Here is a 12,902-nt window from a genome sequence, read left to right on the forward strand (position 1 = left end):
CTCATAAGTCACCCTGGTAAGGTCTCTGAGCTACAGCTTGGTGTGCCCAATTAATTAGTGTCATATAATCAAAGACTGGAACCCTCACTTCTTGCTGAATGTCAAAGGAATATGGTGGAAAGTCACTACATTCCAGCAGCAGGGCACCTACCTCAGGATTTTCTGCAACAAGTTTTACTGCCTCGTTAATAATTTCTTTTTTCAACTCTTCATTATTAAACGAAGTTCTATTTTCCATAATTGCAGAGAATTCCGGCTTAATTCCCATACCCCTTATCACATAAATATTCGGATCATCAACCCCCGTTTTCTTCAGTAGTTCAATTGTCATATTGTCACTATCTGCGCAAAGGATCCCCACTTTTTGATCAGATTTCAGACCAGCCTTTATCATTGGTATTTGGAGTAAACTAGTCAAATACACTGGAACATTCAGCGCCGATGCCAGTTGAGGTTGAAAGTGCCCAAAATAGCCACAAGCACCTACAATGGCTCTAACCCCTTCTTTTTCCAATTCCTTTCCGGCAATAACCAATTCCTCTAATATTTCAGGGTCACCGTACAGTAGCCGTTCTGGTGGATGAACCTCGACTAGTTTATGTCTAACTGGGTAACGATACGATGCAGCGCTAGCAACCATACCCGGTATTTTCGGTGACCAAAGGTCTAATACTAAGACACCGATTGTATAGCCAGAAATATATTGTCCAACAGGAGCACTAAAAACTGACTTTTTAGATTGCCTAGAAGAAAATTCGTATCCGTAACACATTCTTTTCACCCTCTTCATTTCCCGGCTTTGGCTGAGGACTTAACTCTCAGTAAATCAGAGCCTGTTCATGGATTCCTCGCAAAGTTGCAAACAGCAACCGTTACCCCTGCACCAAGCATTGTTATTTTCCCAATTCTCATCGAATTGAGTCCTAAAGGCAACAAATATGTGGCTATTGTCGCTCCAACGCGACTAAACTTAACTTTTTGACTTCTCGACGCAGATCTGCGGTGCCATACTTCCATGCTACATGTTACGGTTAAATATATTGAACTATTTGTTTAAATATTCTACGTATAGTTTAAATATCCTTCTTAATTTTTAGATTTTTTCGTCAACTTTGGCAGTATTGGCAATGCCAATAGTCTGCTACAGAATTAAACGAGGTTGAAAAACTTTCGACGATTTCTTTTTCACCACACTTGGCTCGGCAATGTACGAGAATTGGAATACACCTTGGAATCGGACGTCAATTCTTGGGCCATTTTTACGATCTTTTCTGCGAGGTTGGTCAATTCATCAATAGCTGGCAATACCTCCATAAGTACTTGCGCTTGATGGTTTGCCACCTCTGATACTTCTCTTACCGACAAACTAATCTGATTCGTTGCGGCTTTTATATTATTTAAAGTATGCCTGATATTCTTTGTTGAAGTTGAACTTGTGTTTGCTAGTTTGCGTACTTCTTCGGCAACCACTGCAAACCCCCTGCCATGTTGACCAACTCTTGCTGCCTCAATGGAAGCGTTAAGACCAATCAGATTGGTTTGAACTGCAATTTTCTGAATTACCTCTACAATGTTGTCTGTTTCTCCAATCTGGTTATTTGTTTCCTGGGAAATCACATCCAGTTCCTGTCCAGTAGCGGAAAGTTCCTCTGCTTCTGCAGTAATTTGTTGGACTGTAGTATCAACAATCCTCACTACTTCATTTAATGTGTTCGCAATTGCCAATAATCTTTCTTTCTTATAGGCTGTTTGAAAAACGAGAATACCTCCAACAAGTTCCTGGTCCTCATAAATTGGAATACCGATCGATACAGTTAGGACCCCATAAATTTCTTTCGGAACCTCAGTGACCATTCGTTGCTTTTTGCGCATCATTTCAGTTATGATCCAGTCGGGAGCCAATGGTAATCCAAGAGATGAATTCAAGGAAAGTTTAAATGTTTTGGGATTAATTTCGACTATTATTTTTTCTGTGTCGCAAACATAAACACCTACATCTTCAAATATTAATTCGCCAATGAACGGAGCCATCCCCACCACGTTCTGCATAGTTCGACATAATTCTTTTTCTTCCAGCATTGAAATCACATTCCTTTAAGATATGCTTTAACTTATTTCTTTTTGACCAAGAGGGGTTGTTCTATCTAATAATCTTTTTCGATGTTTCGAAACTGTACTTCAAGAAGGTCTAGATGCATGGAGGTCCCCTTTAACAGTCCCTATCACTACTTTTCCAACAAGACTCCCAGAATTTTCCACAAGTTCAGGTGCTTTTTTTCGAAAAAATCCCTGCACAATTAAGTTGCAGGGATAAACTGTTAAATACTAGAATCAACGACCTGGATCTTTAATTTATTTCTGAAGCTTTTTCTGCAGAATCAGTGAGACACTTCTCATCACCAAAGAAAGCTTTTGATCCAGGCCACCAAAGCCCTTTAACAACAGATATCACCATTATTAACATTAAAAAAGCAATTGGAAATCCTGCCAAAACAGAAACCATCTTCACTCCATCAATTCCAGCAAAACAAATCATTACCCATGCCACAGCACCCATAAGAACACCCCAAACTACTTTTAAATGTAAAGGAGCTTCACTATCGGTCATAGTAAGTCCCTTGGTGCTCATTCCCGCTATGCTAGTAGTCATTGAATCAGCAAGAGTGATAAAGGAAATACAAATTATAAATAAAAATACCGGGACTACAATGCTTCCCAAAGGAAAGGTTGAGAAAAATGCGAAGATAGCGTTTTCTACTCCATTAGTGCTTATGCTTTTCCAAAGATCCATGCTCCCACTTAACTGCATATGGATTGCAGTACCGCCAAAAATTGCAAACCATACCATACCAAAAATAGCAGGCATTAATAAATTTACGCTAATAAATTGGCGCAGTGTTCTACCGTATGTCATCCGGACTAAAAACAAACCAACGATTGGGGCAAAAGCAAACCATATTGCCCAGTAAAAAAGAGTCCACCAAGAAGGCCATTGGTCACCAGCAACACTACTTAAGAACATAGATTTTTCAAAGAATTGGCCCAGGTACACACCTAACCCTTCAATCCCAATTTTTGGAATAAACGAGGTTGGTCCCGCAAGAAGGACAAACAACATAACCCCAAAAAATAACTTGGTGTTTAAGTCACTTAAAATTTTAATTCCTTTTTTAAGCCCGGAATAACTGGAAAAGGTATAAGCTGCTACAATAAGTACTGCAATAACAGCCCATACAAGCGGTCCCGATTTAATACCCGAGACATATTCCACGCCGCTGCCAATTTGCAATAAACCAGTTCCCAAAGAGCCCGCAACTCCGCCAACAATAGCATACAAGCAAATTATATCAACTATTTTTCCAATTCCGCCCTGACACTTATCACCAATAAGAAAATATAAACTTGAACTTACGGTAAGGGGTTGCTTGTAATTATAATAGGCTAGAGCAATCGGAATAGCACAAATTACATACATGGCATAAGGAGTAATTGTCCAATGTAAATTTACCGTAGACATAGCAAACAAAGCCGCTTGAGCACTAAAGGGTTGGATACCTAATGATGCAGGCGGGGTAGCAAAATGCATCATCGGTTCAGCAACTCCCCAGAATACAATCCCTGTACCAATCCCGGCACAAATAGAAATGGCAAACCAATTCCATGTGCTAAATTCCGGCTTAGCATTTTCACCTCCAAACCGGATATTGCCAACAGAAGAAAACGCGATTGCTGCTGCCACCACTACAAAAATGAATGCAGTTAAAGAAAAAAACCACCCGAAATTATTTACAATCCAATCAAATGAAGTATGCATAAAATTGGTAAATAGATCATAATTGGCAAAATTCAAAACAACAGTTGCCAACATTAAAATAAATGGTGGCCAAAATACCCAGTGATTAATACTTTTCTGGTTACTTTTCATTTTCACGGCCTCCTTCTTTTTTATAAAACCCCTACTTTTAAGAACATACTTCTTCTCAATTATCTGATATCTATTACCCCCTTTCGAAACTGAAATCAGTTATTGATCTATAATATTTGTTTATGTATTCTACAAATTGTTTATTTATCCTTCTTTTTTGATATACTTTTCCGAATATTTTTTATATTGGATCATTCCATAATTTGGTTTCGCTGGTATTGTTTTTTTAAGGATGAGAATTTACAATGGAAGTGCCACCACAAATAAACACTTTCCACGATTTTTCTTTAGTGCTATTCTTCTGGTCATGTTGAATAATCAATAACAATCAATAATCAAAAGACCAGGATTCCGGCATATCCTGGTCTTTTGATTACTAATTGTTAATTCACTTTTTGTTTATCTGGCGGTTTGGTAAAACCTATTGAAAGTCCGAACTATCGCCCATCTTCTAAACTGGAAGAAACCTAGCGAAGCATGGCTCAAGGAGTAAGTGTTTACATAAAATCATTCATTGATATCAATTTTCGTGGTGGGAAAATCAAAAAATCCTCGTCCCAATTTCCATTAATGAGCTTTTCGAAATAGTCCAAAGTTCCATTTATTTGTGAAAATTCAATATTCAATAATTTTGCAACTTCCTGAGAGTAATTAACATCCTCTTTACTATCTCCTACTGTATGAATAAAAACTACCCTTTGATAATGCTTATATTCTTCATCTATTAACCAACGAGCATTTTCTTCTCCGTATTTTTCAAGATATCTGTGATATTCCGATAGAGGGTCGCCTTCAACTTTTAGCCATCCTTTACTCAAGTAATAAGACCCTGGGAAACAATGAAATTCTTTGTTATATTGTTTCCTTGAACCTATTAAAAGGCTGATACAATCATGAACCTTTGGTATTACTATAGTATGTATGTCGGAATTTAGTCCTACTGTCCCATTGGAACATAGCCCATACCCAATTAGAAGCGTATCATAATCCACTGCTTCCTTAATCCTTTTCTGTAACTCTTGTTTTAACATGCTGGGAGTATTATGTAATCCGGCTTCCAAAAATTCACAGTCAATAGTTTGAGGTAGTATACTCCTTATTTCTTCTTCAAGCGTACCACATGCAAAAATTTTTGTCTTTGCCATTGAAACTCCTCCCTAATTTTTTTTTGTTTGTTCCAATCAAAAATATTACCAACCGCCCGTGCAGTTACAATAGTTTCTATCAAAAGTTTGTTTTTCTGGCTCACACTTTCGTCAGCTTTTATTTTGTTCGATTGAATCGAATTTTTGTTTGAAGAATCTTTTACTCCACATTCTACATTTTCATCAGATACACCAAAAACTTCAACTTCGTTATTATGAACAGTCACGAAAATTTCGACATCTACCGCACCCCTCAACTGTGCAGAAGTCTTAGCCATTTCATAAACCTTTGTTTCGGCCCATTCCACTGCATCTGAATGCTTAGTAAACTTTTTATTTTCAAAAGTCGAATAACCTATAAATCCATTCTTGGGTATTATTATTATTTTTTCCTCGACCATAACATTTCCTGTAATCGCGCCAATTGCATTTGCAACTCCAGCATTTTTAGGAACAATATAACTGGTGTTTAATGTTTCGGCTACACCAGGGAGATATATATGAGTTGGCGCTCCGATTCCTACTAACTTCAGTCTTGTTGAAAAACTGTATGCTATAATATCATTTGTATCGTTTTTCTCTTGTGCTAATTTGCAATTTTTCTTAAAACTGGAATTTATCAAATTGCTTAGTTGTTCAGACATTCCACCACTCATCATTTTAGCTTCATCATGCTCTAATATCATATTAACTATATTGAAATATAAACGTTCCTTGATTTTTTCGTTCACTATTTCAATCAACTCTTCAAGATGTACATTTATCTGATTAGCCATAATCATTGCACCATAATATGCCGCTTCCTTATTCCAGTCAGTAAATTCGCCTGTGAGGTGCATTATATCAGTCGGAGTAAGGCTGCATCTCATGACAATTCCATGTTTTTCTAGTCTTTTTAGGTTGATTGAGTAAATAGTTGTATCTGTCATTTCAGTTAGCTCAGTTAAACTCAATGGCCCATTTGCTAAAGCGGTTACTATATTTCTTTCTTCCTGATTATAAAAAGCATCTTCTGAAATATCCCTGATTTTATAGAAAAACTCACACAATGAAATAGTATGCTTCCTGTTATATCTATAAATTGTTTCAATCTTTTCAAGTACACTTGGCCAACGACAAGCTAGCCATGACAATGGTGCTGCTCTATCGGGGCCTATGTTTAAGGTGTTTTGATTATTATGTCTGATTAGACTGTCTCCACCAAGTCCAACAGTATTTATCAGGATAGATTTAATCCCCGTATTCCACTTACCTATTCTAGCTCCTTTAATAGCAATTTCAGGATTGCCATCTTTTACAAGTGCAATATCACTTGTTGTCCCTCCCATATCAACAACAATGCAATTTTCCTCTCTTGTTAGATTAATTGCACCAGCAACGCTTGCCGCTGGTCCACAAAGTAGTGTTTCCATTGGCTTGTCTCTTGCAAATTTCTCAGACATAAGACTTCCATCACCCCTGACTATTACTAGAGGTGCTTCTATTCCCATATGCTTCAAGCTAATTTTCACAGCGTTTATAAAATCATTGATAATAGGAATTAACTGTACATTGATAAGCGCACTTGCAGCCCTTTTTAAAGAATTTAACTCATCTGTAAGTTCATGTCCACAAACAACTTGTTTTCCTGTCCAATCATTTAATAATGCCTTCGCTTTCTTTTCAACATTACTATTTCTTACTCCCCATAGCTCTACAACAGCAAATGTGTCTATTATATAGTTACAATTCTCTACTTTTGTTTTCAAGAAGTCCCAATCTGGTTCGTATGTTATTTCGCCCTGTTGATTGCTTCCTCCACTTAAAAAAATAATTTCCGCTTTTTCCGGTAACCCATACTCATGTCCATATTTAGCAACTATATCTTCATCAAACCCTATTAATACAAGCTTAGCCCGGCAACCTTTTCCTTCTATACATGCATTTGTTGCAAGAGTTGTTGAAAGCGAAACTAACATAATTGCAGTTATCATTTCTTGCGGAATTTGACTAAGTGCGCCATTTATGCCAATTGTAAGGTCCTCTTTTACAGTTATAGACTTTGCTGTACTTATAACCTTATTATTTTCAAAATCAAAAATTACTGCATCTGTATATGTACCTCCTGTGTCAATCCCAAGACCATATTGCATAATATCACTTCTTTCCTAAAATTTATAAATCCAGCTGCAATACCACTGGTTATTCTTACAAATAATCATTACAGCAAAGCACATGCCAACTAAAAATATATATAAACTCCCTTATAGCTCAATTTTATCTACAAAAATATAACATTAATGCATTAAATTTAAGCTCTTTATGTAGAAAATCCCATTTATATAAGCACAATAATTATTCCAAATGCATATTTTTTATGCGCAAAATTGGAATTTACTAAGATTTCAACGTTATCGCTTCAACAATCAAGGCCCAGAACAATACACTAAGAATGGGACTCTTTGTAGTGTCCCTACTTCTTTACATAAACATCATTGGATCATGGTCGTTACACCAAGGCAATAGGTATCGGACGTCCTACTGCTGTTACTTCTATCCGCGATTCCACGTAAATATCATTTTCAACCATATTACCATTAACATAAACATCTTCATGATTAATCACTAGTTCAAAATCTTTGCAACCTGCCTTCTCCGCTGCTGAAGCTGCTCGTGTTTTTGCCTCAGCCAAAGCGTATTCTACTGCTTCTTCCAGTACATCAAAAGTCTTACGCTCCCAGGGAGCATGCATTAGATATCCGCTGCCGGCTTCTCCGGGTTTGATCAGTACTTTAACAGTCTCCATGATTTTAGCTGCTGCTGCTCCTATGGCATTGGCAACTTCCGCATGTTCGGGAATCAGAAGTTCAGTATGCAGCTTTTCTGCCATTTTAGGCAGCCAACTTCTTACAGGAGCCCCGATCCCCACAACGGGTATTTTGACCTTGAATAAACAATCATATAATTGATTCGTTTCCTTAAAGAAAGCCTTTTTGATGAAATGCATAGCAGCATTATTGCTCTTTTGCCAAATGTTATGTCCTTCACGCCCTGACAAACTTTGCAGACAGGTCAGGCTAAGATCGTTAACCATTCTCTCCGACACCCTCTCGATAAATTCTCTTCTTTCAACACCCATTCTGTCGGAAAGTATAATGAATGGGTAAACAAGCAGCTGGAAATTAATTGCGAAAAAGCACAGGAAATCGAACCGAAAGAGACTTAACCATTTAGAAACGACAAGGCGCGGAACCGTGCCGGTCTGATAACGAGGAGGAATAAAACATGTACATTTTCAGTATCTCAGGCAGCCCCCGAAAGGGAAGCAACACAGATCTGCTGCTGGATGAAGTACTTAAAGGCGCAGCAGATGCCGGAGCAGAAGTTGAAAAAATCTACATCAGCGATTTAAAATTTGCCCCCTGTATCGGCTGTATGAAATGCAGGGCTGATCGGGTCTGCCGGTTAGCGCCGGATGATGTAAATATGGTGGCAGAAAAGCTGGACCGTGCCGACGGCATTGTTCTGGGGGCACCGGTTTATGGGGGTCATGTACCCGGACAGTTCAAATCCCTATGCGACCGACTGGTGGGGCAGGTCATTAAATTTGACTTTACTGAGGGTAAAGCCAATATCACCAGTGCCCTGACTCCTAAAGACAGAAACGGTGTAGCTATCGGGGTCTGCGCCTCAAGTATGCCTGGTATGACCGATGCCGTACTGGAATTTTTAAAACTTAATCTAGCTCAGCACAAAAATAATGGAACAATCCAGGAAATTAATGCCGACGGGATGGCAATCCCTGGCCTAGTTAACCTTGAGGCTGAAAAACTGGAGAAAATTTTCGGAGCCCAGGGGCAGGCCGTTTATGAAAATGCCCAGAGGTTGCTGAAACAAGCTTACCAAGCAGGTAAAAATTTAGTTTCCTAAGCTGCCCCAAGATGATGTCAGCTCATTTCCGGGCCATTGTTTTAATTGAATTTTAATTTTAAGCAAATTCTCCTTGAAGTTTTTGGGGTTAGAATTTAGATATACAAAAACCAAGGAGGAATTAATCATGACAAACTTAGAACAAGTGGAAAAATTATGTGCAATGGCTAACATTAGCTACGAAGAAGCCAAGCTGGCTCTGGATGCCGCAAACGGTGATTTACTTGAAGCCATTATCCTGTTGGAGAAACAGGGAAAAGTAAAAACCCCAATTGGAGACAGTTATTTTAATAACGAAAAAACTCATTACCATTATGATGGACATCATCATCATCATGGGCATCATCACAGCCACCATGGAAATCACTTTTTTTCCGGCCTGAAGAAAATCGGACAGTTTTGCACGAATTTGATTCGCAAAGGGAGCACAAATTCCTTCGCAGTACTTAAGGGCGATGAAATCAAAGGCTCGTTTCCCGTTCTTGTCCTTGGCTTGCTGCTGATCTTCGCATTCTGGGTTACCCTGCCACTGCTTATCATCGGATTATTCTTCGGCTTACGTTATCGGTTTATCGGACCTGAGTTTGATAATAACAAAGTCAACGAAGCGATGAACAGTGTGGCTGACGCTGCTGAAAACTTCAAGAAATCTGTAAACATCTAAGGAAATCCGGATGATTGAAATCCCAAAAGATGCCGACGGTTGAAACCGTCGGCATCTTTTTTCTTTGGAGGAACTAAAATTTACGAGTTTACGCAATGACGACAAAGGTTTTGAAATTTGCCTTGCGAGATTAACTTTTTTACTTCTCCATGTGCTTCTCGGCGTATTCAGCCTCAGATCTTACATCCAGCAGAATGATCCCTTTTTCATTATCTAAACGTTGCTTGGCAGTTTCACTGGCGATCGTCTGATAGGCAGGCTTCTTATCAGATTCGGAATGAACCGGTGAACACCCTGCCAGGCTCAGGAAACTTGCAAAAACTAAAAGGGTCAATAGCTGTAGGATTTTTTCAATAGTTTTCTCCTCCACCTTTAGTGTTGCTTTGTTCACTTATTAGTTTAACTCATTTCATTTAGTTAAGACAAATATCAATAAGCTCCCTGATATTCTAAAGTACAGAGTTTTCTTTAAACGCCGATAAATAGGTGGAGCCGCCCGGTTGGGCGGCTCCACCTATTATCCGTCACTTTGATACCTATGATCATAGTTGTACTCTATTTTATCAGTTTGGAGAGTTCCTTGAACAGAGGTGTGCCTGATTGCTTCATCAAATCAAAAAAGACTGTTTCTGTGTTGGTTACAACTGCTCCCATAGATGACATCAGGGATAACCCATTTAGGTAATTTCCCTTGGTTCTTGAACACACCCCATCACTCACTACGAAAACCTGGTAACCATTGGCAAGTAAATCCCGGACCGTTTGAAAAACACAAACATGGGTTTCCATTCCTGTAATCAGGACTTTCTTTCGTCCCAGCCCCTCCAGTGCCGAAGTTACCTCACTTGTACAACCTGAAAAGGTCATCTTTGCGAAAGTGGCCGATCCCTCGAGTTGGCTGCTTAGGTCTGAAACAGTCTTCCCCAGGCCTTTGGGGTATTGTTCTGTGACGAGGATAGGAATACCTAATTTCTTAGCAACGGAAATTAATGTGCTGGTGTTTTGAATAATCTGTTCTCCGTATTTCATCACAGGAACTAATTTTTCTTGAATATCGATGACCATTAGCACGACTTCGGACTCATTTAGAACATATTTGTTCAAGGTTAACACTCCTCTCCAATATTATTCGGAATCTGGATATGCTCACTATATTCAACACACCGGCGATTTCTCCTTCAAGGGCTTATTTTTCCTTGCCCTACGGCAAAAGGGCGCCAGTCAACTCAGTTCTTAAGGCGCCTCCTTCTTTGGTCTTCATTTTAAACTTTTCATTGCCTCCAGTAAGGCCTTGGCTTTTTGTTCAGTTTCTTCGAATTCAAATTCTAATTCGGATTCACAGGTGATCCCGCCGCCAACCCCCAAATGGTACATCCCGTCTTTATAAACTGCGGTACGAATCACGATATTAAAATCACAGCTGTTATCGAAAGAAAGGTAACCGATCGACCCGGTATAAAGTCCTCTGCGTGAATGTTCCACTTCATCAATGATTTCCATGGCTCTCCGTTTCGGTGCCCCGGTGATTGATCCGCCGGGGAACATGGCCATCAAAAGATCCATTGAAGTCATACCTTCCTTTAGTTTTCCGACAATCGTCGACACCAGGTGGAACACCGTCGCATAGGCTTCAACATCGAACAACTGGGTGACTTCAACACTGCCCGGTTCGCAGACCTTGTTCAGGTCGTTCCGCTCCAAATCAACAATCATCAATAATTCGCTTCGATCTTTAGATGAATGCAATAACTCCGTCCGCAGGGCATCATCTTCTTCCGGGGTTTCACCTCTTTTTCTGGTCCCTTTTATGGGGCGTGTCTCCGCAATCCCGTCCCCTAATTTTAAAAACCGCTCCGGCGAAGAACAAACAATCTTAAAATCCCCGAAATTCAGATAGCCGCTAAACGGTGCGGGGTTGTTCTTATGGAGCCGTAAAAACACCTCATAGGGCTGTACCGGACTTTCCATGATGATTTGACGGGTCATATTGGCTATATAGATATCCCCTTCAACAATATAGTTAATTACCTTGTTGATTGCCTCGTAGTATTGCTCTTTCTCGAAATCAGAATAAAGTTTAAAATCGCCGCTTTTTTTCAGCTTAGCCGGTGATAGGTTCGCTGCGCGGTGATAAAGTCTTTCTTCAAGATCCTTTTCCAAAGCGCCCAGACTGTCTTCCCCGTTATACAAGGGGTGTGCGGCAGTCAAATAAATCTTTCGGTTCCTTTGGTCTTCGATAATAAAGTGCTCATAAAAGATAAACAATCCTTCAGGAATATCAACGTCTTTAAGATGACGGGATGAGACTTCGTTCGGCCTCAACCCGAAATCATAGGCCAGATAACCTATAGCTCCTGAAAGCAGCGGCAGCGTCGTGGGGTTCTCTTCCCCATGAACCTTTAAATACTTGGAGATATAGTCAGCAAAACTCCCCTCTTGAACGACACCGTTGACAAACAGTTCTCCGTTTCTGTCCTCAACCTTAAGATAAGGATGGATGCCGATAATCGAATAATTTCCGTACCTATTTTCCAACGAAGAATCCAGGAACACGGTGTCTTCTTCTTCAGAATAACAGGAATAGATGTCAACAGCAGGATAGTAGCGGGTCCACTCCTTGTAGTTGGCCATTCTCTTCCCTCCTTTTTTCAGCAATATTTACAAAATTATTAAGTACCTCATATCCATATTGTGTTAAAATTGCCTCAGGATGAAACTGTACCCCAAATATCGGAAACTCCTTATGGGATATGGCCATAATGGCTCCGTCGTCAGCCCTGGCATCAATCCGTAAACAATCCGGCAAAAAATCCTCTGATATAACTAAGGAATGATAACGGGTCACTTCAAATTTATCCGGAAGTCCCTGTAAAACACCCGTATTGTAATTGTTTATCCTGGTGATTTTCCCATGCATTGGCCGAAGACCTTTGATAACTTTGGCTCCAAATGTATGCCCAATAAGCTGATGACCAAGGCAAACCCCTAAAATAGGAATGCGCTTGCCAAAAGCACGAAGAAGGGCAGCAGAATGTTCACAGTCTTCGGGGCGCTTGGGACCGGGAGAAAAGATTATCCCGTCGAGGTTTTCAATTTGTTCAATATAATCTGATGCAGCTTTGTCACTACGAATAACTTGAACAGAGCAATTCAGCACTTCAAAATAGGCCTTTAGGTTATAAACAAATGAGTCATAATGATCAACAATTAAATACATTTTGCTCCCCTTTCTTAGCCCTGATCCGAAAATTAAGGAATA

Annotated in this window: 12 protein-coding genes; 2 read left to right on the forward strand and 10 right to left on the reverse strand. The window is 39.5% G+C overall.

What is annotated here, in order from left to right; genetic code table 11:
* Position 1: 1 nt before the first annotated feature.
* From DESOR_RS21215 to DESOR_RS21240, 6 genes are all read right to left on the reverse strand, one after another.
* Positions 2–772, reverse strand: a complete 771-nt coding sequence (locus DESOR_RS21215; protein WP_014186646.1) for an aspartate/glutamate racemase family protein — start codon at positions 770–772, stop codon at positions 2–4.
* 413 nt (positions 773–1,185) lie between these two features.
* Positions 1,186–2,079: a methyl-accepting chemotaxis protein gene (locus DESOR_RS21220; protein ID WP_014186647.1), complete on the reverse strand. Its 894-nt coding sequence runs from the start codon at positions 2,077–2,079 to the stop codon at positions 1,186–1,188.
* A gap of 268 nt (positions 2,080–2,347) precedes the next feature.
* The gene (locus DESOR_RS21225) at positions 2,348–3,925 is read right to left on the reverse strand and encodes a BCCT family transporter (RefSeq protein ID WP_014186648.1); all 1,578 of its coding nucleotides are present in this window, start codon (positions 3,923–3,925) and stop codon (positions 2,348–2,350) included.
* 497 nt (positions 3,926–4,422) lie between these two features.
* The gene (locus DESOR_RS21230) at positions 4,423–5,070 is read right to left on the reverse strand and encodes a DUF1638 domain-containing protein (RefSeq protein ID WP_014186649.1); all 648 of its coding nucleotides are present in this window, start codon (positions 5,068–5,070) and stop codon (positions 4,423–4,425) included.
* A complete protein-coding gene (locus DESOR_RS21235; protein ID WP_014186650.1) occupies positions 5,022–7,202 on the reverse strand; it encodes a hydantoinase/oxoprolinase family protein in 2,181 nt (726 codons plus the stop codon). Before DESOR_RS21235 ends, DESOR_RS21230 begins: the two co-directional genes overlap by 49 nt.
* 356 nt (positions 7,203–7,558) lie before the next feature.
* A complete protein-coding gene (locus DESOR_RS21240) occupies positions 7,559–8,188 on the reverse strand; it encodes a hypothetical protein (protein WP_148265308.1) in 630 nt (209 codons plus the stop codon).
* 146 nt (positions 8,189–8,334) lie between these two features.
* Here DESOR_RS21240 and DESOR_RS21245 point away from each other — a divergent pair, with 146 nt between their 5' ends.
* Entirely contained in the window at positions 8,335–8,979 is a 645-nt protein-coding gene (locus DESOR_RS21245) for a flavodoxin family protein (RefSeq protein ID WP_014186651.1), read from the forward strand.
* Between the two features lie 127 nt (positions 8,980–9,106).
* Positions 9,107–9,643: a UBA domain-containing protein gene (locus DESOR_RS21250; RefSeq protein WP_014186652.1), complete on the forward strand. Its 537-nt coding sequence runs from the start codon at positions 9,107–9,109 to the stop codon at positions 9,641–9,643.
* Positions 9,644–9,782: 139 nt separating this feature from the next.
* On the opposite strand, the gene DESOR_RS21255 is transcribed toward DESOR_RS21250, so the two are convergent.
* The 4 genes from DESOR_RS21255 to DESOR_RS21270 all read right to left on the reverse strand — a co-directional run bounded on the left by DESOR_RS21255 (position 9,783) and on the right by DESOR_RS21270 (position 12,860).
* The gene (locus DESOR_RS21255; RefSeq protein WP_014186653.1) at positions 9,783–10,034 is read right to left on the reverse strand and encodes a rhodanese-like domain-containing protein; all 252 of its coding nucleotides are present in this window, start codon (positions 10,032–10,034) and stop codon (positions 9,783–9,785) included.
* Positions 10,035–10,198: 164 nt separating this feature from the next.
* A complete protein-coding gene (locus DESOR_RS21260; RefSeq protein ID WP_014186654.1) occupies positions 10,199–10,747 on the reverse strand; it encodes a hydrolase in 549 nt (182 codons plus the stop codon).
* Between the two features lie 153 nt (positions 10,748–10,900).
* On the reverse strand, positions 10,901–12,274 hold the full coding sequence (gene pabB, locus DESOR_RS21265; protein ID WP_014186655.1) for an aminodeoxychorismate synthase component I: 1,374 nt from the start codon (positions 12,272–12,274) through the stop codon (positions 10,901–10,903).
* Positions 12,231–12,860, reverse strand: coding sequence for an anthranilate synthase component II (locus tag DESOR_RS21270; RefSeq protein WP_014186656.1), 630 nt, complete (start codon positions 12,858–12,860; stop codon positions 12,231–12,233). The genes pabB and DESOR_RS21270 overlap by 44 nt, the downstream gene beginning before the upstream one ends.
* Positions 12,861–12,902 lie beyond the last annotated feature (42 nt).

The sequence above is a fragment of the Desulfosporosinus orientis DSM 765 genome (assembly GCF_000235605.1).
Classification (GTDB): Bacteria; Bacillota; Desulfitobacteriia; order Desulfitobacteriales; family Desulfitobacteriaceae; genus Desulfosporosinus; species Desulfosporosinus orientis.

Coding starts and splice junctions, on each gene's coding strand:
- DESOR_RS21215 (WP_014186646.1), bottom strand. CDS start 772: ATGTGTTACGGATACGAATTTTCTTCTAGGCAATCTAAAAAGTCAGTT.
- DESOR_RS21220 (WP_014186647.1), bottom strand. CDS start 2,079: ATGCTGGAAGAAAAAGAATTATGTCGAACTATGCAGAACGTGGTGGGG.
- DESOR_RS21225 (WP_014186648.1), bottom strand. CDS start 3,925: ATGAAAAGTAACCAGAAAAGTATTAATCACTGGGTATTTTGGCCACCA.
- DESOR_RS21230 (WP_014186649.1), bottom strand. CDS start 5,070: ATGGCAAAGACAAAAATTTTTGCATGTGGTACGCTTGAAGAAGAAATA.
- DESOR_RS21235 (WP_014186650.1), bottom strand. CDS start 7,202: ATGCAATATGGTCTTGGGATTGACACAGGAGGTACATATACAGATGCA.
- DESOR_RS21240 (WP_148265308.1), bottom strand. CDS start 8,188: ATGGGTGTTGAAAGAAGAGAATTTATCGAGAGGGTGTCGGAGAGAATG.
- DESOR_RS21245 (WP_014186651.1), top strand. CDS start 8,335: ATGTACATTTTCAGTATCTCAGGCAGCCCCCGAAAGGGAAGCAACACA.
- DESOR_RS21250 (WP_014186652.1), top strand. CDS start 9,107: ATGACAAACTTAGAACAAGTGGAAAAATTATGTGCAATGGCTAACATT.
- pabB (WP_014186655.1), bottom strand. CDS start 12,274: ATGGCCAACTACAAGGAGTGGACCCGCTACTATCCTGCTGTTGACATC.
- DESOR_RS21270 (WP_014186656.1), bottom strand. CDS start 12,860: ATGTATTTAATTGTTGATCATTATGACTCATTTGTTTATAACCTAAAG.